This is a genomic window from Streptomyces sp. NPDC051218 (assembly GCF_044455475.1).
Taxonomy (GTDB): Bacteria; Actinomycetota; Actinomycetes; order Streptomycetales; family Streptomycetaceae; genus Streptomyces.
This window is the reverse complement of the sequence record NZ_JBITEU010000012.1, coordinates 276,159-301,322: the sequence shown is the minus strand read 5'-3', so window position 1 is coordinate 301,322 and position 25,164 is coordinate 276,159. Positions and strand designations below refer to the sequence as shown.

At 70.8% G+C, this 25,164-nt stretch carries 15 protein-coding genes and 2 pseudogenes; 7 read left to right on the top strand and 10 right to left on the bottom strand.

What is annotated here, in order from left to right:
* From ACIBCK_RS33475 to ACIBCK_RS33465, 3 genes are all read right to left on the bottom strand, one after another.
* A partial coding sequence (locus tag ACIBCK_RS33475; RefSeq protein ID WP_399396324.1) for an alpha-amylase family glycosyl hydrolase occupies positions 1–398 on the bottom strand: 398 nt, incomplete at its 3' end.
* The gene (locus tag ACIBCK_RS33470) at positions 395–2,572 is read right to left on the bottom strand and encodes an alpha-1,4-glucan--maltose-1-phosphate maltosyltransferase (RefSeq protein ID WP_399396323.1); all 2,178 of its coding nucleotides are present in this window, start codon (positions 2,570–2,572) and stop codon (positions 395–397) included. The genes ACIBCK_RS33470 and ACIBCK_RS33475, both read right to left, overlap by 4 nt.
* Before the next feature lie 326 nt (positions 2,573–2,898).
* The gene (locus tag ACIBCK_RS33465; protein ID WP_399396321.1) at positions 2,899–4,131 is read right to left on the bottom strand and encodes a S8 family peptidase; all 1,233 of its coding nucleotides are present in this window, start codon (positions 4,129–4,131) and stop codon (positions 2,899–2,901) included.
* Between the two features lie 298 nt (positions 4,132–4,429).
* Here ACIBCK_RS33465 and ACIBCK_RS33460 point away from each other — a divergent pair, with 298 nt between their 5' ends.
* Complete coding sequence (locus ACIBCK_RS33460) at positions 4,430–4,885, top strand: nuclear transport factor 2 family protein (RefSeq protein ID WP_399396319.1); 456 nt, start codon at positions 4,430–4,432, stop codon at positions 4,883–4,885.
* A gap of 128 nt (positions 4,886–5,013) precedes the next feature.
* Positions 5,014–7,644, top strand: a complete 2,631-nt coding sequence (gene glgP, locus ACIBCK_RS33455) for an alpha-glucan family phosphorylase (RefSeq protein WP_399396318.1) — start codon at positions 5,014–5,016, stop codon at positions 7,642–7,644.
* 88 nt (positions 7,645–7,732) lie between these two features.
* Here glgP and ACIBCK_RS33450 read toward each other — a convergent pair whose 3' ends face one another.
* The 4 genes from ACIBCK_RS33450 to ACIBCK_RS33435 all read right to left on the bottom strand — a co-directional run bounded on the left by ACIBCK_RS33450 (position 7,733) and on the right by ACIBCK_RS33435 (position 15,968).
* Entirely contained in the window at positions 7,733–9,367 is a 1,635-nt protein-coding gene (locus tag ACIBCK_RS33450; RefSeq protein WP_399396316.1) for a M4 family metallopeptidase, read from the bottom strand.
* A gap of 298 nt (positions 9,368–9,665) precedes the next feature.
* Positions 9,666–11,720 (bottom strand): M4 family metallopeptidase, encoded by a 2,055-nt coding sequence (locus ACIBCK_RS33445; protein ID WP_399396314.1) that lies wholly within the window; start codon positions 11,718–11,720, stop codon positions 9,666–9,668.
* A 370-nt stretch (positions 11,721–12,090) separates the two neighbouring features.
* The gene (locus ACIBCK_RS33440; RefSeq protein WP_399396312.1) at positions 12,091–14,007 is read right to left on the bottom strand and encodes an ABC transporter ATP-binding protein; all 1,917 of its coding nucleotides are present in this window, start codon (positions 14,005–14,007) and stop codon (positions 12,091–12,093) included.
* A complete protein-coding gene (locus ACIBCK_RS33435) occupies positions 14,004–15,968 on the bottom strand; it encodes an ABC transporter ATP-binding protein (protein ID WP_399396310.1) in 1,965 nt (654 codons plus the stop codon). The genes ACIBCK_RS33440 and ACIBCK_RS33435 overlap by 4 nt, the downstream gene beginning before the upstream one ends.
* Positions 15,969–16,152: 184 nt before the next feature.
* On the opposite strand from ACIBCK_RS33435, the gene ACIBCK_RS33430 reads away from it, so the two are divergent.
* The 4 genes from ACIBCK_RS33430 to ACIBCK_RS33415 all read left to right on the top strand — a co-directional run bounded on the left by ACIBCK_RS33430 (position 16,153) and on the right by ACIBCK_RS33415 (position 19,768).
* Positions 16,153–17,055 (top strand): ABC transporter ATP-binding protein, encoded by a 903-nt coding sequence (locus tag ACIBCK_RS33430; protein WP_399396308.1) that lies wholly within the window; start codon positions 16,153–16,155, stop codon positions 17,053–17,055.
* Positions 17,052–17,831 (top strand): ABC transporter permease, encoded by a 780-nt coding sequence (locus ACIBCK_RS33425; RefSeq protein ID WP_399396307.1) that lies wholly within the window; start codon positions 17,052–17,054, stop codon positions 17,829–17,831. Before ACIBCK_RS33430 ends, ACIBCK_RS33425 begins: the two co-directional genes overlap by 4 nt.
* Before the next feature lie 79 nt (positions 17,832–17,910).
* Complete coding sequence (locus ACIBCK_RS33420) at positions 17,911–19,146, top strand: sensor histidine kinase (RefSeq protein ID WP_399396351.1); 1,236 nt, start codon at positions 17,911–17,913, stop codon at positions 19,144–19,146.
* Positions 19,139–19,768: a response regulator gene (locus ACIBCK_RS33415; RefSeq protein WP_399396305.1), complete on the top strand. Its 630-nt coding sequence runs from the start codon at positions 19,139–19,141 to the stop codon at positions 19,766–19,768. Before ACIBCK_RS33420 ends, ACIBCK_RS33415 begins: the two co-directional genes overlap by 8 nt.
* A gap of 9 nt (positions 19,769–19,777) precedes the next feature.
* Here the strand turns inward: ACIBCK_RS33415 and ACIBCK_RS33410 are convergent.
* From ACIBCK_RS33410 to glgX, 3 genes and pseudogenes are all read right to left on the bottom strand, one after another.
* Positions 19,778–21,080: pseudogene (locus tag ACIBCK_RS33410) on the bottom strand (carbohydrate-binding protein).
* 16 nt (positions 21,081–21,096) lie between these two features.
* Positions 21,097–21,195 (bottom strand): annotated as a pseudogene (locus tag ACIBCK_RS33405) (LysR family transcriptional regulator); the annotation flags it as partial.
* Positions 21,196–21,289: 94 nt separating this feature from the next.
* A complete protein-coding gene (gene glgX, locus ACIBCK_RS33400; RefSeq protein ID WP_399396303.1) occupies positions 21,290–23,620 on the bottom strand; it encodes a glycogen debranching protein GlgX in 2,331 nt (776 codons plus the stop codon).
* Positions 23,621–23,841: 221 nt separating this feature from the next.
* Between glgX and ACIBCK_RS33395 the strand changes: the two genes are divergently transcribed.
* Positions 23,842–25,041: an Ig-like domain-containing protein gene (locus tag ACIBCK_RS33395; protein ID WP_399396302.1), complete on the top strand. Its 1,200-nt coding sequence runs from the start codon at positions 23,842–23,844 to the stop codon at positions 25,039–25,041.
* The last annotated feature ends 123 nt before the right edge of the window (positions 25,042–25,164 follow it).

Sequence of the window (25,164 nt, the reverse complement as noted above, 5' to 3'; positions counted from 1 at the left end):
CGTGAGGCCTGGAACCACGGGTGCTGGTCGCTGGTGTGGTTCATCACGAAGTCGATGATCACGCGCATGCCCCGCTGATGCGCGGAGTCCACGAACTCCACGAAGTCGGCGAGGTCGCCGAATTCCGGGAGGACGGCGGTGTAGTCCGAGACGTCGTAACCGCCGTCCCGCAGAGGCGACTTGAAGAACGGCGGCAGCCACAGGCAGTCGACGCCCAGCCACTGCAGATAGTCCAGCTTGGCGGTGATGCCCTTGAGGTCGCCGATGCCGTCGCCGTTGCTGTCCTGGAAGGAGCGGACAAGGACCTCGTAGAAGACGGCGCGCTTGAACCATTCGGGATCGCGGTCCTTGGCGGGCGTGTCCTCGAATGTGTCCTGGACGGGCTCATTGATGATCATGGTGTGGGTGACCCTCCGATCAACGGTGAGGACGGTCGCAGGACGCGAAGAATGTGCGCGGGCGCGCGGCCCGGCTCGAGGCGCACATAGTTGGTCCTGCCCCAGTGGTAGGTGTCGCCGGTGAGCTCGTCGCGCACCGGCACGGTCTCGTGCCAGGGGAGGCCGAGTTTCGGCATGTCCAACGAGACCGTGGCCTCCTGGGTGTGGTGGGCGTCGAGGTTCACGACCACCAGAACCGTGTTCGATCCGTCCTTGTCCTGGGCCGTTTTCGAGTACGCGATCACTGCTTCCTGGTCCGTGGGGTGGAAGTGCAGGCCACGCAGTTGCCGCAGGGCGGGGTTGGTGCGCCGCACGCGGTTCAGCGTGGTGATGAGAGGCGCGATGGTGGTGCCCGTGCGCTCTGCCGACTCCCAGTCGCGCGGGCGCAGTTGGTACTTCTCCGAGTTCAGATACTCCTCGCTTCCGGCCCGGACCGGGGCGTTCTCACACAGTTCGTATCCGCTGTAGACGCCCCACGTCGGCGCGAGGGTCGCGGCGAGCACCGCGCGGGCCTCGAAGGCGGGGCGCCCGCCGTCCTGGAGATAGGCGTGCAGGATGTCCGGGGTGTTGACGAAGAAGTTCGGCCGGAGGTAGTGCGCGGTCTCGCCCGACAACTCCTCGGCGTAGTCGGTTAGTTCGCCCTTGGTGTTGCGCCAGGTGAAGTACGTGTAGGACTGCTGGAAGCCGATCGCGGCGAGGGTGCGCATCATGGCGGGGCGGGTGAAGGCCTCCGCCAGGAAGATGACGTCAGGGTCGGTGCGGTTGATGTCGCCCAGGACCTGCTCCCAGAAGGCGACCGGCTTGGTGTGCGGATTGTCGACGCGGAAGATGCGCACGCCGTGGTCCATCCAGAACCGCAGCAGGCGTACGGTCTCGACGACCAGGCCCGGCATGTCGCGGTCGAACGCCAGGGGGTAGATGTCCTGGTACTTCTTGGGCGGGTTCTCCGCGTAGGCGATGGAGCCGTCGGCGCGGTGCTGGAACCACTCGGGGTGTTTGTTGACCCAGGGGTGGTCGGGGGAGCACTGCAGGGCGAAGTCCAGGGCGACTTCGAGGTGCAGGTCCGTGGCGCGGCGTACGAAGGCGTCGAAGTCGGCCAGCGTGCCCAGGGCGGGGTGGATCGCGTCGTGGCCGCCCTCGGGGGAGCCGATGGCCCAGGGCACGCCCACGTCGTGCGGGCCGGGGGACAGCGAGTTGTTGGGACCCTTGCGGAAGGTGGTCCCGATGGGGTGGATCGGCGGCAGGTAGACGACGTCGAAGCCCATCGCGGCGATGGCCGGAAGCCGCTCGGCGGCGGTACGGAAGGTGCCCGACTTCGGGGCCTGGCCCTCGCGGACGACGGCGCCCTCCGAGCGCGGGAAGAACTCGTACCAGGAACCGAACAACGCCCGCTCCCGCTCCACCAGCAGCGGCAACCACTCGGACTCCGTGACGAGTTCGCGCAGCGGATGCTCGGCGAGGACCGCGTCCACCTCCGGGGTGAGAGCCGCGGCGAGGCGGGCGGCTGCGGGGCGTTCCGTGTCGCGCAGGGCCTTGGCGGCGGCGCGGAGTGTGGCACGGCGGCCCTTGCTCGCCGGGGCTCCGGCAGCGGCACGTTCGTGCAGGCGGGCGCCTTCCTCCAGGACCAGTTCGGTGTCGATGCCCGCCGGTATCTTGATCTGCGCGTGGTCCCGCCACTGGGTGACGGGATCGCCCCACGCCTCGACGGCGAACGTCCAGTTCCCCTCGGCGTCCGGAGTGACGTCCGCGCCCCAGCGGTCGGTGCCGGGGGCAAGTTCGCACATGGGTGTCCATGGCCCGGGGCGGCCTTCCGGGTCCCGCAGCACGACATTGGCGGCGACCGCCTCGTGCCCCTCGCGGAAGACGGTGGCGGTGACCTGGAACGTCTCGCCCACCACGGCTTTGGCGGGCCGCCGCCCGCCGTGGACGCGGGGCGCGATGTCGAGGACGGGTATGCGGCCGGTGAGGGGTGGGGGCGGCTGGTGCTGCGGGCCTTGCGGGCCCTGCTGTGGTGCCGGGTCCTGCTGTGGTGCGTGGTCCTGCTGTGGCGCCGAATCCTGCTGTGGCACCGGGGGTTTGGGCACCTTTGTCGTGGCCTTTCCCGAGGGTTTCGCCGACGGGCGAGTTGAGGGCATGACCGCTCCTGTCCGCGTTTCATGAGTGGGGCGGATACGGGGGTGTGGAGGGGTTCAGCGACTGCGTGCCGCGCTTGTGGGGCCGTACTGAGCCGTGACTGACCGTACTGAGCCGTGTGCGTACCGGGGGAGCCTTCCCCACAACTTCGGGTGGGCAATCGGCCGCATTGTTAACTACTGGTGCGTAAGGCCCCGAAAACAGGACGGCGCCCTATCGAGGGTGCTTCGGGATGGCGTCGGAGGCAAGTCCGCACCGCGCATGAGGGGTTACACACAGAACCGGCCCCGCCGTGTACGACGGGGCCGGTTCCAGGGTGCCTTGTGCTCTAGGAGTTGTTGACCTGCAGCAACTTGTTCGGGGAGCCGAGTCCGGCGCCCGTCACCTTGCCCGGCGCCGCCCGGTCGGACAGCGCCTTGCTCACCTCGGCGGGTGTGGCCGATGGGTGATCGGCGAGGTAGAGCGCCGCAGCGCCCGCCGCGTGCGGCGAGGCCATCGACGTACCCGAGATGGTGTGGGTGGCGGAGTCACTCGTGTTCCACGCGGAGGCGATCCCGACGCCCGGCGCGAACAGGTCCAGGCTGCCGCCCCAGTTGGAGAAGCTCGCCCTCGCGTCCTTGACGTCACTCGCGCCCACCGTGACCGCTTCCTTCACGCGGGCCGGCGAGAACAGGAACGCGGGGAGCCCGTCGTTGCCCGCCGCCACCGTGTAAGTAACCCCGGACGCGATCGAGTTGCGTACGGCGGCGTCCAACTGGGCGTTGGCCGTGCCACCGAGGCTGAGGTTGGCGACGGCGGGCTTCTTCGCGTTCTTCGTCACCCAGTCGATGCCCGCGATGACCTGCGCGGTCGTCCCCGACCCCGCGTCGTCGAGCACCCGGACGCCCACGACGTCCGCCTTCTTGGCGACGCCGTGGCTCGCGCCCGCGACGGTCGCCGAGACGTGCGTACCGTGCCCGTTGCCGTCCTGCGCCGTCGCGTCGTCGTCGATGAAGTCCCAGCCGCTGCTCGCACGCCCACCGAAGTCCTGGTGCGACGTGCGGATGCCGGTGTCGATGACGTACGCCGTCACGCCCTGGCCCGACGACTCGGGCGAGGTGTACGACTTGTCGAGCGGAAGACCCTTCTGGTCGATCCGGTCGAGCCCCCAGGAGGGCGGATTCTTCTGGGTGTGGTCCAGGGACACGATGCTGTCCTGGACGACGGAGGCGACCCTGGAGTCGCCGGCGAGCCTCTTGGCCTGGTCCGAACCGGCCTTCACCGCATACCCGTTGAGCGCGGTGCTGTAGGTGTGACGTATTTCCGCCCCGTACTTCGAGGCGAGGCCCTTGCCCGCGCCGGACGGGGCCTCGGTCCCGCCCTTGAGCGTGACGATGTAACTTCCGCTGATGGAACCGGGCTCCCCGGCGCCGAGTATCTTCCCCAGCGGGGCATCGGCGGGAGCGGCGGCATCGGCGGGAGCGGCGTGTGCGGGCAGCGTGCTGGCCGAAAGCACCGCCGCCGTGGTGGCGGCGGTGACGGCTCCGGCCCACCGCACACGCTTCGTGCGCGACAGAGTCATACGCTGGTTTCCCTCCCCAACTTGACGTGCGACTCGCGGAGTTGGAGCGGTCTGTGCCGGATTCCCCGTATCCTCCACGAGCGCCACTTGGCAGCCTCTCGTGCGGCGTGAGGCCCTACAAGACCACACGGCGTGGGGGAATCGGCCATACCGCCCGTGGGGGTGCTGTGAGGGTTGCGCCGATTTCCGGACGGATTCAGGACGCCTGCGATAGGTGCGGGTCCACGGGGTGACCGTCGGCAGTTCGACGTCCGATTCCCGCCGGTCAGCCGACGGGGAAACGGCCAGGCTGACGGGCATGACCACCGAGCACAAAGCTTCCGCGTCCGACTCCCTGTCCATCCTGTCCGTCCTGACCGGCATGTACGAGGCGGAGTCCCGCTACCTGGCGGCCGGCGGTCCGGGCAGCGCCTCGTTCGACCTACTGGCGCCCTATTTCGCCCCCGACGTCGTGATGCACCAGGCACCGGCCCTCCCGTACGGAGGCACATGGCGCGGCCACGACGGCATGGCCCGCTTCCTCCTCGCCATGGCCGAGGCGTGGGCATCCTTCGAGATCGGCGAACAGGAGTTCCTGGCCACGGGCGAGACGGCGGTGGTCCACACCCAGGTCCACGCGAGGACCCGCGCCACGGGGCGCGAACTCGCCTTCCCCGTGCTCCAGACGATCACGGTGCGGGCGGGACGGATCACGGAGGTGCGGCCGTTCTACTGGGACACGGCAGCGATCGTGGCGGCGATGACACGGCCATGAGGGTCGTGCTCCCCGTGCGCCGTGGTGACAGCGGCGGCGCACCGCTAACGTCTGTGCGGTACGGCGATACGCGAGGTACGAAAGCCCTGCATACGCCCCGTCAGACGCTACGGCAGAGGTGCACCGTGATGAAGGCCATCCGTCGATTCACCGTACGTCCCGCCCTTCCCGAACCCCTTGCTCCGCTGTCGGAGCTCGCGCGCAACCTGCGCTGGTCCTGGCACACCGGAACCCGTGAACTGTTCGAGGCCGTCGACCCCGAGCGGTGGGCCGCATCCGGCGGCGACCCCGTGCGGCTGCTCGGCAGTGTGCCGCCCGCGCGACTCGCCCGGCTCGCCGGGGACGAGCCCTTCCTGCGCAGGCTCGCCGAGGCATCGGACGGGCTCCGGGAGTACGTCACCGGGGCCCGCTGGTATCAGGAGCAGGCCGCCGGGCGCGGCGGTGAACTGCCGCGCGCCGTCGCCTACTTCTCGCCCGAGTTCGGCATCACCGCCGCCCTTCCGCAGTACTCGGGCGGGCTCGGCATCCTCGCGGGCGACCACCTGAAGGCGGCGAGCGACCTCGGGCTTCCGCTCATCGGGGTCGGGCTGCTCTACCGGCACGGCTACTTCCACCAGTCCCTGTCCCGTGACGGCTGGCAGCAGGAGACCTACCCGGTGCTCGACCCGAACGAGCTGCCCCTCTCCCTCCTGCGCGAGCCCGACGGCACCCCGAGCCTGGTGGCGATCGCGTTGCCCGGGGGGCGTTCGCTGCGCGCCCATGTCTGGCAGGCCAGTGTCGGGCGCGTACCGCTGCTGATGCTCGACTCGGACGTCGAGGAGAACGACCCCGCGGCCCGCGAGGTGACCGACCGGCTGTACGGCGGCGGCAGCGAGCACCGGCTGCTCCAGGAGATGCTGCTCGGCATCGGCGGGGTGCGTGCCGTCAGGACGTACTGCCGGCTGAGCGGGCACCCCGAGCCCGAGGTCTTCCACACGAACGAAGGTCACGCGGGGTTCCAGGGGCTTGAGCGCATCCACGAACTCGTCGGCGGTGGCGTGGAGTTCGACGCGTCGCTCGAAGCCGTCCGGGCCGGGACCGTCTTCACCACCCACACCCCCGTCCCCGCCGGGATCGACCGCTTCGACCGTGAGCTGGTCGCCCGGCACTTCGGCCCGGACGCCGAGCTGCCCCGCATCGACGTCGAGCGCATCCTGCGGCTCGGCATGGAGACGTACCCCGGCGGGGAGCCCAACCTCTTCAACATGGCGGTGATGGGCCTGCGGCTCGGGCGCTGCGCCAACGGGGTCTCCACCCTGCACGGCAAGGTGAGCCGCGACATGTTCGCGGGCCTGTGGCCGGGATTCAACGCCGATGAGGTGCCGATCGCCTCCGTCACGAACGGCGTGCACGCCCCTACCTGGGTCGCTCCCGAGGTGTTCCGGCTCGGCGCGCGCCAGATCGGAGCCCAGCGCACCGAGGACGCGCTGTCGGTGGGCGGCTCGGACCGGTGGGACGCGGTCGCCGAGATCCAGGACGCGGACATCTGGGAGCTGCGGCGTGAGCTGCGGGGCCAGCTGGTGACGGAGGTCAGGCGGCGGCTGTACGCGTCGTGGCATCAACGGGGCGCGGCGAGCGCCGAGTTGGGGTGGATCGACGACGTACTGGACCCGGACGTCCTGACGATCGGCTTCGCGCGCCGCGTCCCCTCGTACAAACGCCTGACGCTGATGCTGCGGGACCGCGACCGGCTGATGGAGCTGCTCACGCACCCGGAGAGGCCGATCCAGATCGTGGTGGCGGGCAAGGCGCATCCCGCGGACGACGGGGGCAAGCGGCTCATCCAGGAGCTGGTGCGCTTCACGGACGATCCGCGGGTGCGGGGCCGCATCGTGTTCCTGCCGGACTACGGCATGGCGATGGCGCAGAAGCTCTATCCCGGGTGCGACGTGTGGCTGAACAACCCGCTCCGTCCGCTGGAGGCGTGCGGGACGAGCGGGATGAAGGCGGCCCTGAACGGCTGCCTCAACCTGTCGGTCCTCGACGGCTGGTGGGACGAGTGGTTCGAGCCGGACTTCGGATGGGCGATCCCCACGGCGGACGGGGCGGCGACGGACGACGACCGGCGCGACGACCTGGAGGCGGCGGCGCTGTACGACCTCCTGGAGCGCAGGATCACGCCCCGCTTCTACGAGCAGGGGCCCGGCGGCCTGCCCGACCGGTGGATCGAGATGGTGCGCCGGACGCTGACCCGTCTCGGTCCGAAGGTGCTCGCGGGCCGGATGGTGCGTGACTACGTGGAGCAGCTGTACGTCCCCGCCGCGCGGGCGCACCGCACGCTGGGCGCGGATGCCGCGGGGGAGCTCGCCTCCTGGAAGGCGCGGGTCCGTGCCGCCTGGCCGCGGGTGGCCGTCGACCACGTCGAGGCGACGGCGACGGGAACTACCGCCGAACTGGGCGGCACGCTCTCGCTGCGGGTCCGCGTACATCTGGGTGAGCTGACCCCGGACGACGTGGAGGTCCAGACGATCGCGGGCCGCGTCGACCCCGAGGACGTCATCGCCGACGCGGTCCCGGTGCCACTGAAACCGGTGGGCGGCCCCGACACGGAGGGCCGCCGCCTCTACGAGGGCCCCCTGTCCCTGGACCGCCCGGGTCCGTTCGGCTACACGGTGCGGATCCTGCCCTCCCACCGACTGCTGGCCAGCGGGGCCGAGTTGGGGTTGGTAGCGGTGCCGTCGGAGGGGACGGGGGAGGCTGCGGGGGTGTTGTTGCGGTAAGGGCGGCGCTGCGGGAACGGGAAACGCCGGACGGGCTGGAGGATTCCAGCCCGTCCGGCGCCCGCAACCGGGAACAACCTTGCAGGAACTACTTGACGTTCACGCCCGTCCAGGCCGCCGCCACGCCCTTGGCCTCGGCCGAGTCCGCGCCGTACAGGTCCGTGGCCGCCTTCAAGGTGCCCTCGCGGGCCGCCTTGTAGTCCGTCGTCGTCGTGAAGTACGACGTCAGGGCCTTGAACCAGATCTTCTCCGCCTTGTCGCGGCCGATGCCCTCGACCTTGGAGCCGTCCGCGGTCGGGGAGTCGTACTTGACGCCGTTGATCTCCTTGGCGCCGCTGCCCTCCGAGAGGAGGTAGAAGAAGTGGTTGGCGATGCCCGAGGAGTAGTGGACGTCTACGTTGCCCGCCTCCGCGCTCCAGTTGTCCAGGGAGTTGCCGTCCTTGGAGGGCTTGTCCATGTAGCGCAGCGGCGTACCGTCGCCGTTGATGTCGATCTTCTCGCCGACCATGTAGTCCGGGACGTCCTCGGCGTTCTTGGCGTTGAACTCGACCGCCGCCGCGAAGATGTCGGACGTGGCCTCGTTCAGGCCGCCGGACTCACCGCTGTACTCCATGTTGCCGGTCGCCGAGGTGACGCCGTGCGTCATCTCGTGCGCCGCGACGTCCATCGACGTGAGGGGCTTCTTGTCGCCCTCGCCGTCGCCGTACGTCATGCAGAAGCAGCTGTCGTCCCAGAAGGCGTTGACGTACGCGTTGCCGTAGTGGACACGGGAGGTCGCGCCCTTGCCGTCGCCCTTGATGCCCTCACGGCCGTGCACGGCCTTGTAGTAGTCCCAGGTCAACTGGGCGCCGTAGGCGGCGTCGACGGCGGCGGTCTGGGCGTCCTCCGGCTTTCCGGTGCCCCAGGTGTCGTCCTCGTCCGTGACGAGCTTGCCCTCGCCGCTCTGGCTATGCGCCAGGTCGTACGTCGAGTGGCCGCCGCGCGAGTCGTCGGTCAGGTCGAAGCCGTTCGCGCCCTTCTTGGAGCCGACCTCGACGTCGCCGCTGTACTGGCTGTGGCCCGCGCCGTTCTCGATGGCCTGGTACTGGAAGAGCTTCTTGCCCGTGGCCGCGTCGGTGATGACGTGCAGCTTGCTGGGCGTGCCGTCCTTCTGGACGCCGGTGACGACGGTCTCGTGGGCGAGGACCGGCTTGCCGGACGCGGCCCAGACGACCTTGCGCGGGGTCTGCGCGTCCGCCTTCTTGGTGTCGCCGGACCTGGAGGCGGTGGACTCGGCGGACTTCGCCGCCGACTTCGCGCCGACCTTCGCGGAGGTCGACGCGACCTTGATGGTGGCCTTGGCCGCCTTGGTCACGCTCTTGACCGCGCCGCTCTTCGCGGCGTGGACGACCAGGTCGCCGCCGAGGACGGGCAGGCCGTCGTACGTGCGCTCGTAGCGGGTGTGCGTGGTGCCGTCACGGTCCTTGACGACGTCGCGAACGACGAGCTTCTCCTTCGCGCCGAGGCCGATCTCCTCGGCGGTGGCGGCCTTGTCCGCGTTCGCGTCCTGCAGCAGGTCGGCGCGGGCCGTGGAGGAGAGTGCGATCGGCGCCCCGGAGGGCGCGGCTGCCCGGTCGGGCTGCGCGGATGCTCCGGTGGCCAGACCGCCGGCGAGCAGAGCTCCGGCGGCGACAGCGGTGGCGATGGCCAGCGTGGAGCGCTTCCGGGATATGTGGGGGGTCACGCATGCTCCTTCTGTGGGGGGCCCGGACGGCGTTGGGGAGCTGTCCGGGCTGAAAGATGCGGTGCGGGTGTACAGATGTTCTGTTGTGTCGTGCGAGGGAAGAGTGTCAGTTGGGCCAGGTTCATGTCAGGTACCTGACCGCAGGTTGGCCAGAAATCGTCCGTTGAGCGATGGTCCATGTACGCAATGCGAACGGCGCGTTACGCGTCCGGCGGCACACATGGGTGCGCCGCTCCGGGGAGTTGGTCCACCCGGAGCGGCGCAGTCTGTATGTGCTCCCTTCAAGCCCGGTCAGGGCCTACGGGAACGTCAGCTTCCAGCTGTTGATGCGGCCGACGTCCTGCGCGGCCACGTCCTGGACCTTCAGCTTCCAGGTGCCGTTGGCCGCCTCGGACGAGGCGTTGACCGTGTAGGTCGCCTGGATGTTGTCGGCGGAGTCCGACGAACTCGAGTTCTTCAGGCGGTACGTCGAGCCGTCCGGGGCCACCAGGTCGACGACCAGGTCACCGCGCCAGGTGTGGACGATGTCCACGCCGACCTTCAGGGCGGCGGGCGCGTTGCCCGTGCGGCCGGTGACGTTGATGGACGAGGTGACGGCCGCGCCGCGGTCCGGGATGGCGACGTCGGTGGTGTTCTCGAAGTCGGTGCCACCGCCGCCACCGGGACGCGCTCCGACGTTGACGCCGGCCCACGCGTGGGCCACCGCCGCGTACTCGGTGCTGCTGGTGCCGTACAGCTCACCGGCCACCGCGAGGGTCCCGGTGCGGGCCGCCGCGTAGTTGGTGGTCGTGGTGAACTTCGTCGTCAGCGCCTTGAACCAGATGAGCGACGCCTTGTCACGACCAATTCCGGCCACGGGCAGACCGTCCGAGGTGGGTGAGTCGTACGCGACGTCGTTGATGACCTTGGCGCCGCTGCCCTCGCTCAGGAGGTAGTAGAAGTGGTTGGCGACACCGGACGAGTAGTGCACGTCGATGTTGCCGATGCCCGAGTACCAGGAGTCCTTGGACGCGCCGTCCTTGGAGGGCTTGTCCATGTAGCGCAGCGGCGAGCCGTCGCCGTTGATGTCGATCTTCTCGCCGACGTAGTAGTCGCCCTTGTCCTGCGCGTTGTTGGCGTGGAACTCCACGGCCGCCGCGAAGATGTCGGACGTGGCCTCGTTCAGGCCACCGGACTCGCCGCTGTACGTCATGTTGCCGGTGGCCGCCGTCACGCCGTGGGTCATCTCGTGGGCGGCCACGTCGATGGACGTCAGGGGCTTGGCGTTGCCCGCGCCGTCGCCGTACGTCATGCAGAAGCAGGCGTCGGACCAGAACGCGTTGACGTAGTTGTTGCCGTAGTGGACCCGCGAGTACGCGCCGACGCCGTCACCGCGGATACCGGTGCGGCCGTGCACGTTCTTGTAGTAGTCCCAGGTCAGCGCCGCCCCGTAGTGGGCGTCCGCGCCGGCCGTCTCCAGGTTGGAGGCCTGGCCGTTGCCCCACACGTCGTCCGGCCCGGAGAAGAGCGTGCCGGTGCCCGACGTGCCGCGGTTCAGGTTGTACGTCTTGTGGCTGCCGCGACCGGTGTCGGTCAGGGTGTAGTTGGACCCCGACTGCGCGGTGCCCAGGGTGACTTGACCGCTGTACTGCGTGTTGCCCGTGCCGTTCTCGATGCCCTGCCACTGGAAGAGCTTCTTGCCGGTCGCCGCGTCCGTGATGACGTGCAGCTCGTTCGGGGTGCCGTCGTGCTGAAGGCCGCCGACCACCGTCTCGTACGCGAGAGTCGGCTCGCCCTTGGCCATCCAGACGACCTTGCGCGGCTCGCGGTCCGCGTCGGTCTTCTTCGACCCCTCGGCCTTCGCCGCGCCGAGCGCCTGCTTCTCGGCGGTCGCCGCCTTCACCTCGGCGGTGGTGTCGACGCCCTTGAGCTCCGCCTTCGCGGCCTTGGTGACGCCCTCGGTCTTCCCGGACTTCGCCTCGTCGACGACCAGGTCACCACCGAGGACGGGCAGGCCGTCGTACGTGCGCTCGTAGCGCGTGTGCGTCGTGCCGTCGCCGTCCTTGGTGACGTCACGGACGACGAGCTTCTCCTTGGCGCCGAGCCCCAGGTCCTTGGCCGTGTCCGCCTTGGTGGCGTTGGCGTCCTTGAGGAGCGCCGCACGCTGGGCGGGGGTGAGCTTCACGGGCAGGGAACCGGGGTCGGCCTTGCCTATCTTCGCGGCGGCCGGGGTCTTGGCCTGCGATATCGCGGGGTCGTCGGCGGATGCCGGGCCCGTCTGGAAGGCCACCGCGATGAGGGCGGCGACGGCGGTCAGGGCGCCCGCGGCGGTGGCGCGTCTGTGGGAGGCAGGTCTGTGAGAGGTGCTTCTCAACACGGACTCCTTCTGCGTGGCCGCGGGATACGCGGCCAGGGGGACCGGGCGGCGCGGTCGTGCCGTCCGGGCAGAACAAGGCAGAACGTGGAGCAGGCAGAACGTGGAGCAGGCAGAACGTGGAGCAGGCGAACGTGGAGCTGGGAATCGAGGGGAAGAGTGGCACCGGTGCGCTCTGTTTGTCAGGAGTGCGTCAAGAGTTGGCCGGAACTGGTCCGCTGCCCGGTGGGGCACGTTCGATATACGGAGGGGCCGCCCGAGGTGAGGGGCTCCCGATTGTTCGATGAGAGCCCCGCACCACCGGGCCGGAGCGGTGTGGCTGATTCCGCACTCCCTTGGCCGGGCGCGGGTGACGGCCTGAAGCGTTCGGCTACCCCACCACGCTGTCCCGCCACGCCCGGTGCAGATCCGCGAACGAGCCGTGCCCCGCGATGAGTTCGGCGGGGGCGCCGTCCTCCACGACGCGGCCGTGCTCCATCACGAGCACCCGGTCGGCGATCTCCACCGTGGAGAGCCGGTGGGCGATCACCACGGCGGTACGCCCCCGCAGCACCGTGTGCATGGCGCGCTGCACGGCCCGCTCGCCCGGGATGTCGAGCGAGCTGGTCGCCTCGTCGAGGATCAGCACGGCCGGGTCGGCGAGCAGTGCCCGCGCGAAGGCGACCAGCTGCCGCTGACCTGCGGAGATACGGCCACCTCTCTTGCGTACGTCGGTGTCGTAGCCGTCCGGCAGTGATGTGATGAAGTCATGCGCGCCGATGGCCTTCGCCGCCTGTTCGATCTCCTCGCGGGTGGCGTCGGGGCGGCCGATGGCGATGTTCTCGGCGACGGTTCCGGAGAACAGGAAGGCCTCCTGCGTCACCATGACCACGCCGCGCCGCAGCTCGGCGTTGGCGAGCTCGCGCAGGTCGACCCCGTCGAGCAGGACGCGGCCCTCCGTCGGGTCGTAGAAGCGGGCAAGGAGCTTGGCGAGCGTCGACTTGCCCGCGCCGGTCGAGCCGACCACGGCGACGGTCTGCCCGGCGGGCAGCGTCAGGCCGAAGCGGGGCAGGACCTCACCGCCGGTGCGGTAGGCGAACCGTACGCCGTCGAAGTCGACCTCGCGGCCCGGGTGTTCGGAGGCCAGGGCGGGCAGCGGCCGGGCGCGGTCGGGGTGCGGCTCGGGCACGGTGGGGGTCTGGGCGAGCAGCCCCGCGACCTTCTCCAGGGAGGCGGCGGCCGACTGGTAGGAGTTCAGGAACATCCCGAGCCGGTCGATCGGGTCGTACAGGCGCCGCAGATACAGCACGGCGGCGGCGAGGACGCCGAGCGCGAGGGTGTCGTCGGTGACGCGGTAGGCGCCCCACAGGACGATGCCGGCGACGGCGGTGTTGGCGACGAGCCGGGAGCCGACGACGTACTGCGCCATCTCCAGCATCGCGTCGCCGTTGGCCCGCTCATGGTGGCGGTTGAGCACGCCGAACTCGGCCTCGTTGGCGCGCTCGCGGCGGAACGCGCGGACCGGGCGGATGCCGTTCATCGTCTCGGCGAACTTCACGATGACGGAGGCGATCGCCGTGGACCGCCGCCCGAAGAGGGGGCCCGCGCGGCGCTGGTAGCGGCGTACGAGGAGGTAGAGCGGCACGAACGACGCCACCGCCACCGCGCCGAGGCCCAGGTCGAGCCAGAGCAGCATCGCCGAGATGTAGACGAAGGACAGGATGACGGTGATCAGCTCCTGCAGCCCCTCGCTGAGGAGTTCCCGCAGGGATTCCACGTCGGTGGTGGACCGGGAGATGAGCCGCCCCGAGGTGTACCGCTCGTGGAAGTCCACGCTGAGGGCCTGCGCGTGCCGGAAGATCCGCCCGCGCAGATCGAGCAGCACGTCCTGGTTGACGCGGGCGGAGGCCACGATGAACGCGTACTGGAACGCGCCGGACGCGGCCGCGCAGAGCAGATAGCCGGCGCCGATGGCGATCAGCGGCCCGTAGTCGTCGGCACGGACGGCGGGCACGCCACGGTCGATGGCGTACGCGACGAGGAGCGGCCCGCCCTGCACGGCGGCCTGCTGCAGCAGAAGCAACACGGTGGCGAGCACGACACGCCCACGAAGAGCCGAGAGCAGCGAGCGAAGCAGGGCGGAGGTGGCGCCGGGGGGCGCGGGCAGGGCGTCCTGGTCGAAGAGGTCGGCGGGGGCGCTGCCGGTGTCCCGTTCGCCGCTCGGGGGCTGCTGGGGGCGCTGGACCCCGCCCTGGGCGGGGGTCTTGTCCGGAGCCGCGGTCCGTGACGCCGGTGTCGAAGCGGTCATCGTGCGGCCTCACTTTCCGCGGACGCGATGCCCGCCCCTGCGGACGCCGAGCCCGCTTCCCGTGCCGTTGGAGCGGCCCCCGTAGAAGCCCCCGTAGAAGCACCCGTAGAAGCCCCCGCAGAAGCACCCCCCGCGGGAGCACCCCCCGCGGGAGCGCCCCCCGCCCCCGACATCAGCCACGCGTACTCCGCGTTCCCCCGCAGCAGTTCCTGGTGCGTGCCCACCGCGGTGATCCTGCCTTTGGAGAGCAGGGCGACGCGGTCCGCCAGTTGGACCGTGGAGGGGCGGTGGGCCACCACCAGGGCCGTCGTGTCCTTCAGGACGCGCCGCAGGGCCGCCTCCACCAGGGCCTCCGTGTGGACGTCCAGCGCCGAGAGCGGATCGTCGAGCACCAAAAAGCGCGGGCGGCCCACCACCGCGCGGGCCAGCGCGAGGCGTTGGCGCTGGCCGCCGGAGAGGCTCAGGCCCTGCTCGCCGACCTGCGTGTCCGTGCCCTGCGGCAGTGCGTGGGCGAAGTCCGCCTGCGCCACGTCAAGAGCGCGCTCCAACTCCGTGTCACCGGCGGCCTCTTCGGCGCCCATGAGGACGTTCTCGCCCACCGTCGCGGAGAACAGCGTCGGCTCCTCGAAGGCGACCGCCACCAGCGTGCGCAGCCGCTCGCGGTCCATCTCCGTGATGTCCTCGCCGTCCAGCGTGATGCGGCCCCCGCTCACCTCGTGCAACCGGGGCACGAGCGCCGTCAGCGTCGTCTTGCCGCTGCCCGTCGCGCCGACCAGGGCGAGGGTTTCGCCGGGGCGCACGTGCAGGTCGACGCGGTCGAGCGCGGGCGGCGCGTCGGCGGGCGCGTCCGGGTAGCGGAACTCCACCCCGTGGAAACGGAGTCCGGTCGCCGCGGAGTCCCCACCGGAAGACGTGACCTTGACCTCCGTAACCGATTCCGGCTCCGCGTCCATCACCTCGAAGTACCGCTCCGTGGCCGTCGCCGACTCCTGGCTCATCGCCAGCAGGAACCCGATGGACTCCACCGGCCAGCGCAGCGCGAGCGCCGTGGAGAGGAACGCGACCAGCGTGCCCGTCGACAGACCGCCGTCCGCCACCTGCACCGTCCCGAGGACCAGCGCCGCACCGATCGCGACCTCCGGCAGCGTCATGATGACCGCGTTGATCGCCGCGAGCAGCCGCGCCTTGGCCAGCTCCGTGCCCCGCAGCGTGTGTGAGAGCTCGCGGAACGCGCGCGCCTGACTGCGGTGGCGGCCGAAGCCCTTGATGATGCGGATGCCGAGCACGCTCTCCTCGACGACCGTCGTCAGATCACCGACCTGGTCCTGCGCCCGCCGCGCCACCGCCATGTACCGGCCCTCGACGTACGCGCAGACGATCATCAGCGGGACCAGCGGCGACAGCAGCACGAGCCCGAGCGCCCAGTCCTGCGCCAGCAGGATGGCCATGCCGACCACGATCGTCGTCCCGTTCACCACCAGGAACGTCAGCGGGAAGGCGAGGAACATCCGCAGCAGCATCAGATCCGTGGTGCCGCGCGACAGCAACTGGCCCGAGGCCCACCGGTCGTGGAAGGCCACGGGAAGCCGTTGCAGATGGCGGTAGAGATCCGCCCGCATCGCCGCCTCGACCGAGGCGAGCGGCCGGGCCACCAGCCACCGCCGCAGACCGAAGAGCAACGCCTCCGCGAAACCGAGCAGAAGCAGCAGCAGGGCCCCGAGCCACACCCCACCGAGGTCCCGGTCGGCCACCGGCCCGTCCACGAGCCACTTCAGTACGAGGGGGAAGACGAGCCCCGTACAGGAGGCGAGGACGGCGACGAACGCCGCGCCGAACAGGCGAGTTCGGACCGGGCGTACGTACGGCCACAGCCGCAGCAGCGTCCGCGCGGCGGACCTGCCGCCCCGTCCCTCTTCGGGCTCTTCGGCCGTTTCCTTGGTCGGTGCATCTGGTTTCGGCATCGGGAGCGAGCCTACGGATGGCCACTGACAGAACCCACCGAGTTTTGGCCCGTTGCCGGTCGTCCGCTGGTCCTGAGGCCCGAGGACGAGCAGGGGTCGTACGTCTCCGTCAACCGATCGGCTGATGCCGCTTCGAGCGCGATGGGCGATGCCCGGAGCCGCCTCCGGCGGCGACGCTCGAACCATGCCCATCATCGAAGTGCGGGACCTGCGCAAGGCCTACGGCGGACGGGCCGTCGTCGACGGTGTCTCCTTCGCCGTCGAGGAGGGCGAGATCTTCGGCGTCCTCGGGCCGAACGGCGCCGGCAAGACCACCACCGTGGAGTGCGTCGAGGGCCTGCGTGTCCCCGACGCCGGAACCGTCCGCGTCGCCGGGCTCGACCCCGTCGCCGACCACGACCGGGTCACCCACATCCTCGGCGCCCAGCTCCAGGAGAGCGAGCTGCAGGCCAAGCTCACCGTGCGCGAGGCGCTGGAGCTGTACGCCGCGTTCTACCCGAGCCCCGCCGACTGGCGGCCCCTGGCCGAACGCCTGCGCCTGACCGACACATTGGGCAGCCGCTTCGGCAAACTCTCCGGGGGCCAGAAGCAGCGCCTGTTCATCGCGCTCGCCCTGATCGGGAACCCGAGAGTCGTCGTGCTCGACGAACTGACCACCGGGCTCGACCCGCGCGCCCGCCGCGACACCTGGCAGCTCATCGAGGACGTACGCGACAGCGGCGTCACCGTCCTCCTGGTCACCCACTTCATGGAGGAGGCCCAGCGCCTCTGCGACCGCATCGCGGTCATCGACCAGGGGCGCGTCGCCGCGCTCGACAGCCCGGCGGGCCTCATCAGCCGGGCCGCGGGATCGACCGTCATGTCCTTCACGCCGTCCGCGCCGCTCGACGAGCGGGAGCTCGCCGCGCTGCCGCGAGTGATCTCCGTCGATCAGCGTGACGGCCGCTACACCCTGAACGGCACCGACGAGACCGTCGACGCCGCCATCACGCTGCTCGCCCGGCACCACATCACCGCACATCAACTCCGGGTCTCCGACGCCACGTTGGACGACGCGTTCCTCGACCTCACGGGAGCATCGGCATGAGCGCCGCCGTCACCGCACCCCACTCCGTCGCACCGCGCGGGGCATCGGCCGCCGTGCTCAGGGCCGAGTTCCGGATCTTCCGCCGCGAGCCCGGCTCCCTCTTCTGGATCATGGCGTTCCCCACGGTCCTCCTGGCGATCCTCGGCTCGATCCCCTCCTTCCGGGAACCCTCGGACTCGCTCGGCGGGCTCAGGTCGGTCGACGTGTACGTCCCCGTGACGGTGCTGCTCTCCCTGATCATGGCGGGCCTCCAGGCCATGCCGCCACTGATCACCGGCTACCGCGAACGCGGCATCCTGCGCCGCATGTCGGCCACGCCGGTCCGCCCCTCCGCCGTGCTCGGCGCGCAGATGGGCATCCACGGCGCCGCCGCGCTCGTCTCGTCCCTGCTTTCACTGGCCGTGGGCCGCCTGGTCTTCGACGTGACCCTGCCGCGCCAGGCCCTTGGCTACGCGATCGCGCTGCTCCTCGCCATCCTGTGCGGCCTCGCGCTCGGCGCCATGGTCCCGGCGATCTCGCGTACGACGAAGGCGGCGACCGCGATCGGCTCCGCCGTCTTCTTCCCGATGATGTTCTGCGCGGGCGTCTGGCTGCCGGTGCAGGCCATGCCGGACTCGCTCGCCCGCATCGTGGAGATCACTCCGCTCGGCGCCGCCGCCCAGGCCCTGGGCGAAGCCGCGGCAGGAAACTGGCCCGGATTCGCCCACCTCGGCGTGCTCGCGTTGTGGACCGTGGTCCTCTCAGCGGCGGCAGCGCGCTGGTTCCGGTGGGAGTGATCCGGAAAGTGAGCTGAGGGCGGGGCGAGAGGTGACCGACACTGGGACCGTGAGTACGAGTACGGCGGACGCCACGCAGATGATCGAGCAGCGCTGGGGCATGTTCTTTCGCTGGGGCCCCTACGTCCTGCTCGGCTTCGGCACCGTCATGTCCGTCGCCACGAGCGTCGTCATCGGCATGAGCCGCGACGCGTGGTACGTGGTGGGCGCCCTGATCGTCGCGGCGCTGGCGCTCCAGCTGTGGTGGGGGCCACTGGCCCGCTCACGTCCCGGCCCCTCGACGGCCGGCATCGTCTACTACGCCCTGCGCTGGGCGATCGCCTTCGTCCTCACCTGGATCAACCCGTTCTTCGCGTTCTTCGCCATCGTCGGCTACTTCGGCACCGAGCGGCTGCTGCCGCCACGCCTGGTCAAGCCCGGCCTGTTCGCCACCGCCGTCATCATGGCGGGCTCCCAGTCGGGCGGGCTTCCGCCCCACGGCGACCTGGGCTGGGCCGTGTTCGGCGCGCTGCTCGCGGTGAACGTCGCGCTGCTCACCGTCTTCGCCCACCTCGCGGCGCAGGAGGACCAGCGCGCTCTCGACGCCGCGGCCACCATCGTCGAACTGGAACGCACCAACACCGCTCTTCAGCAGGCCATGGACGAGAACGCCGCCCTGCACGCCCAACTCCTCGTCCAGGCACGGGAGGCGGGGGTCGCCGACGAGCGGCGCAGGATCGCCGCCGAGATCCACGACACCATCGCGCAGGGCCTCACCGGCATCATCGCCCAGCTCCAGGTCGTCGCGGCCGCATCCGACGCGACCCTGGCCCGCGAGCATCTGGGCCGGGCTGCGGACCTGGCCCGGCACAGCCTCGGCGAGGCCCGCCGCTCCGTGCACAACCTCTCCCCGACGGCCCTTGAGCACGACGCGCTCCCCGAGGCGTTGAAGAAGACGGTCGCGGAGTGGTCCGAACGCACGGGTGTACGCGGCGACTTCACGGTCACCGGAGCCGCCGAGCCGCTGCACGAGGAGATCGAGGCCACCCTCCTGCGCATCGTCCAGGAGGCACTGTCCAACGCCACCCGGCACGCGGACGCCACCCGCCTGGGCGTCACCCTCTCGTACATGGAGGGCGAGGTCGCCCTGGACGTGCGTGACGACGGCCGCGGCTTCGATCCGCTGGACCTGGTGCGGCGCAGCGGCTCCGGCGGCTTCGGGCTCGACGGGATGCGGGCGCGCGCCGAACGTGTCGCGGGCTCGTTCACCGTCGAGTCGGAGCCGGGGCACGGCACCGCGCTGTCGGCTCGCGTACCGTTGGTCCGCCATGGCTGACGTGATCACTCTCCTCATCGTCGACGACCATCCCGTCGTACGGGACGGTCTGCGCGGCATGTTCCGCTCGGACCCCTGCTTCGAGGTGCTCGGCGAGGCGGCCGACGGCGTCGAGGCCCTCGCCCTGGTGGAGCGGCTGGACCCGGACGTCGTCCTGATGGACCTGCGGATGCCGGGCGGGGGCGGTGTCGACGCGATCGCCGAGCTGAACCGGCGCGGCTCCCGCGCCCGGGTCCTGGTCCTCACCACGTACGACACGGACTCCGACACGTTGCCCGCGATCGAGGCGGGGGCGACGGGGTATCTCCTCAAGGACGCGCCCCGCGACGACCTGTTCACCGCGGTCCGCGCGGCGGCCCAGGGCCGCACGGTCCTCTCGCCCGCCGTCGCGTCCCGGCTCGTCTCACGCGTGCGTGCCCCCGGCAACGAACCGCTGAGCACCCGCGAACGGGCAGTGCTCGCGCTCGTCGCCAAGGGCACGTCGAACCGTGCGATCGCCGCGGAACTCTTCATCAGCGAGGCCACGGTCAAGACGCATCTCACCCACATCTACGGCAAGTTGGGCGTCAAGGACCGGGCCGCGGCAGTGGCCACGGCGTACGGCCGCGGCATTCTCGGCTGACCCTCGGGGTCAGGCGCGCTGCCAGGGGGCCGGGGTGTTCGGCGGCTCCCAGCCGGGCTGGGCTTGGTGTCCCTGGAGGCAGCGATAGGTGGACCCGCCGTAGGTGACGGAGTCACCCGGGGCGTAGACCTTGCCCGCGGCCCACGTGCCGCCCGGGTCGGGGTCACCGGGGCCGGGGTCGCCGCCGCCGGTGGTCTTCAGCGTCAGGCCGAACTGCTGAAGGAGCGGATTGATCGGCTGGTGGAAGGTCGTCCCGCCGCTGGAGCAGTTGCCGGACCCACCCGAGGTGACGCCCTGCGCCTGGCTGCCGGATATGTAGGAGCCGCCCGAGTCGCCGGGCTCCGCGCAGACCGTCGTGCGCGTCACGCCGCTGATGGTGCCCTCGGGGTAGGTGACGCTGGTGTTGTGCTGCTGGATCGTGCCGCAGTGCCACCCCGTCGTGGAGCCGGAGCGGCAGATTGACGCACCCACCGGGGACTGCGTGGAGCCCCCGACGCCGACCCGCTGCCCGCCCTGGCCCTTCACGTACGGGGTGGCGGTCCACTGGGAGTTGGTGGCGACCCAGGCCATGTCCATGCCGGGGAAGACGGACGCCTGGAACGTGCCCTGAGCCACCTGGTTGTAGCCGGTGGTCGCGGTGCCCGCGCGCCCGCAGTGGCCCGCCGTGGCGAAGCCCTGCTGGGTGCCCTTGGTGATCGGGAAGCCGATGGAACACCGGCCGCCCATGTAGTAGGCGTCGCCGCCCACGAGGTCGTAGCGCGGACGCGGCCGTTCCCGGGTCTTCTCGACGCGTACGAGGGAGGGGGTGATGTCGGCCGCGGAGACGAGGGAGTGTGCGGCGCCCGGCCGCAGGGCACGCAGGACGACGGAGTTGGACGGCACGTCGACGTACCGGACGGGAGCGTCACGCGTGGCGCTGCCGTCCGCGACGCGATCCAACCGGGCCTTGGCGGCGTCGAGTTGGGCCAGGGAGTGCCGCACGACCTCGGCCCGCGCACCCCGGGCCTCGATCCTCGGCACATCGGAGGCATCGGTGGTGGCCACGGTGAGCCGCGCCGAGGTGGCACCGCTCACCCAGGCGCCCGCGAAGTCACGCCCGACGGCAAACCCGCAGGGCTCCCGCGACGGCACCGGCCTCGGCCTCATTGACCAGACGAGCCTCGGCCTGCGCCGAACTGATCCCGAGGTCCCGCTGCATGGCCTTCAGGACCGCGGGCGACGTCTGGCCGACGGCGGCGGTCTCGGCGGGGGAGGGCGAATCCTGGGCGTGGGCGGCACCGGGCAGACCGCCAAGAACAACCACACCAAGCACGGCACAGGCCGCGACGGGCGGGCTGCGCGAGCCCGAGCGCGGTGGCGGCCTTGGTCAGGCTGCCCGCGTCGGCGATCGCCCGGATCGTCTTCAGGTGCCTCAACTCCAGGTCCATGGGCTGAGCTTGACCCGTGCGGGACAGCGCTGCAATGGGCAGGTACGGACCAATGCGGGCCCGCCTCCGGGTGCCCTCAGCCCCACCCGCGCCCTCAGCCCCCACCCCCCGCCCCGTCGTCCCGCACCCGCAGCAACAGCACCGACCGCGCGGCGACCGTGACCGGGGAGCCGGCGCGCAGCACCGTGCCCGGCGCGTCCCCCTGCTCCTCCAGGGACGTGTCCACCACCACCTCGTACGCCCGCGCCCACGGCGCCCCCGGCAGCATGAAGCTCGCCGCACGGCTCCCCGCGTGCAGGACCGCGAGGAAGCTGTCGTCGACGATCGGCGCTCCCCGGGCATCGCGCCCGGGAATGTCACGCCCGGACAGATACATGCCGAGCGTCGCGGCAGGCGCGTACCAGTCGCCCTCCGTCATCTCCCTCCCGCGCGCCGTGAACCACGCCAGATCCCGCAGCCCGTCCGCCGAATGCGCACGCCCCGAGAAGAACGCCCGCCGCCGCAGCACGGGATGCCGGTGCCGCAACGAGATCAGACGGGACGTCAGCTCGAAGAGCGCCGCCCATTCCGGCTCGTCCAGCAGCCCCCAGTCCACCCAACTGACCTCGTTGTCCTGGCAGTACGCGTTGTTGCTCCCCCGCTGCGTACGCCCCATCTCGTCCCCGGCGACCAGCATCGGCACCCCCGTCGAGAGCAGCAGCGTCGTCAGCAGATTGCGCAGCTGCCGCCGCCGCAGCCGCGCCACCCCCGCGTCCGCCGTCTCACCCTCCACGCCACAGTTCCACGACCGGTTGTCGTCCGATCCGTCCCTGTTCCCCTCCCCGTTCGCCTCGTTGTGCTTGCGCTCGTAACTCACCAGGTCCCGCAGCGTGAACCCGTCGTGCGCCGTCACGAAGTTCACCGACGCGTACGGCCTGCGCCCGCCCCACGCATAGAGGTCACTCGACCCGGAGAGCCGGTAACCGAGATCCCGCACATCGGGCAGCGCCCCCCGCCAGAAGTCCCGCACCGCGCCTCGGTAGCGGTCGTTCCACTCCGTCCACAGCGGAGGGAAGGCCCCCACCTGATAACCGCCTGACCCCACGTCCCACGGCTCGGCGATCAGCTTCACCCGCCGCAGGACCGGATCCTGCGCGATCACCGCGAGGAAGGGCGACAGCATGTCGACGTCGTGGAACGAGCGGGCAAGGGCCGCCGCGAGGTCGAAGCGGAAACCGTCCACCCCCATCTCGGTCACCCAGTAGCGCAAGGAGTCCGTGATCAGCCGCAGCACATGCGGCTGCACCACCTGGAGCGTGTTCCCGCAGCCCGTGTAGTCCGCGTACCGCCGCGCGTCCGACGGCTGCACCCGGTAGTACCCGCGGTTGTCTATGCCCTTGAGCGACAGCGTCGGGCCCAGCTCGCCCGCCTCCGCCGTGTGGTTGTAGACCACGTCCAGGATCACCTCGATCCCGGCCTCGTGCAGCGCCCGCACCATCCGCCTGAACTCGCCGACCTGCTCCCCCCTCGTACCCGAGGCCGCGTACGCCGCGTGCGGCGCGAAATAGCCGATCGAGTTGTAGCCCCAGTAGTTCTTCAGACCCCGGCGCAAAAGATGGTCCTCGTGCGCGAACTGGTGCACCGGCAGCAGCTCCACCGCCGTCACCCCGAGCCGTACGAGATGGCTGACCGCCGCCGGATGCGCGAGCCCCGCGTACGTCCCCCGCAGCTCCTCCGGAATCCCCGGGTGCAGCTTGGTGAAGCCGCGTACGTGGACCTCGTAGATGACCGAGTCCGCCCACGGCGTCTTCGGGCGCCGGTCGTCCGCCCACTCGTCGTCCGGCGCGTCATCGTGCACGACCACACCCTTGGGGACGTACGGCGCCGAGTCCCTGTCGTCCCGCACCGTGTCGGCCACGTGCTGCTGCGGCCAGTCCCGCACATGCCCGTACACCTCGGGCGGCAGCCCGTGCGTCGCGAAGTCGCCGTCCACCGCGCGCGCGTACGGGTCGAGGAGCAGCTTCGCCGGGTTCCAGCGGGCCCCCGTCCACGGGTCCCAGCGGCCGTGCACGCGATAGCCGTAACGCTGGCCCGGCCGGACGCCCGGCACGAAGCCGTGCCATATCTCGTGCGTCAGCTCGGTCAGCGACGTGCGCGTCTCGACGCCACGCTCGTCGAACAGGCAGAGCTCGACGGCCTCCGCACCCCCCGCCCACAGCGCGAAGTTGGTGCCGGCGACGCCGTCCGGCCCCACTCTGTACCGCGCGCCGAGCGGCGTCGGCGCCCCTGGCCACGCGGGCAGCCCGCGCGCCGGCGGGGCACCGCGCGGCGCGCCGCGCACCTCCTTGGACGTCCCGTTCACGGCGGGGGCCTTCCCGTTCCCCGCGGCCGCGCCCGTCCCGCGCCGCCCACCCCTGAGTGCTTCCTGTTCGGCTGCGCTGGACACCCATTCGCCTCCTGCGGCTCGACCCCTGCCGCGTCCCGGCGGCGGGGGCTTACCCGACCGGACGGCACGTGTGGACCCGATGGCCCGCGCCGTCCTCCCCACTGTTCTGCCCAGCGCGTGCGTCGCACTCACGTTTCCCCAGGAGGGGGACCGTCGTTGGGACGGTCGTGAGACAGGTAGCGAGGCGCGCTCGGCGCGCAGGGGCCGCGCTGGCCGCCGTAATGACATGGGCAGGACTGCTGGCCGGGGCCGCGGGATGCAGCGGTGACGGCGGTGGCGTCGACCGGCTGATGGGCAAGCCACGGTCACCCGCCGATGCGATCCGGGTGACCCCCGACGACGGCAGCAAGGGCGTCAAGGCGGACGAACGGCTCCAGGTCGAGGTCCCCGACGGCCGCCTCGAATCGGTGAAGGTCGTCCGGGTGCAGGACGCCCAGGAGGCTCCGGTGCCGGGCCGCATCGACGAGGACGGCATGACCTGGAAGCCACTGGACGAGGACGGCCTCGCGCTCGCCGCGAAGTACGAGGTGGACGCCGTCGCCCTCGACGGCCACGGCCGCCGCTCCGCCCGGCACACGACGTTCACGACGGCCGTCCCCGACGAGCGGTTCATCGCCTACGTGTCACCGGAGAACCGTTCCACCGTCGGCACCGGCATGATCGTCTCCCTGGAGTTCAACCAGGAGATCGAGAACCTCGACGCCGTCCAGCGCGCCATCAGCGTCACCGCGAAGCCGGAAGTCGACGTGAAACCGCACTGGTTCGGCAAGACCCGCGTGGACTTCCGCCCCGAGAAGTACTGGAAACCCGGCACGAAGGTCACCATCGGACTGCGCCTGCGCGACGTCGAGGCCGCCCCCGGCGTCTACGGCCTCCAGGACAAGAGCTTCTCGTTCACGGTCGGCCGCAGCCAGACCTCCCTGGTCGACGCCTCGGATCGCACGATGGAGGTACGGCGCGACGGCGAGATCCTCTCCACGGTGCCGATCACCGCCGGGGCTCCCAAGACCCCCACGTACAACGGGAAAATGGTGGTCACGGAGATGCTGGAGGTGACCCGGATGAACAGCCGCACCGTCGGCTTCGGCGGCGAGTACAACATCCCCGACGTCCCGCACGCGATCCGCCTGACGACCTCAGGCACCTTCCTGCACGGCAACTACTGGGCCCCGAACGCGCCGGGCAACACGAATGTCAGCCACGGCTGCGTGGGCCTGCGCGACGTGAAGGGCGGCAGTTCCCAGACCCCGGCGGGATGGTTCTTCGACCGGACCCTGATCGGCGACGTGGTGGAAGTCGTCAACAGCGATGACAAGAAAGTCGCTCCCGACAACGGGCTCGGTGGCTGGAACATGGAGTGGAAGGACTGGACGGCGCCGCCCGGCACCAAGCCGGCGGCCCGCCCCGCGGACGGTCGCTGAGGCAGGGCCCGCACACCATGCGCAGTTGGGACTGAACAGTGACATTGGCGGGGAGTCATCGGTCAGGGCCGTGTGGTTATCTAGCGCAGGCGCGTGTCTGTGCGCGCTGAGGCACTGGGGTGC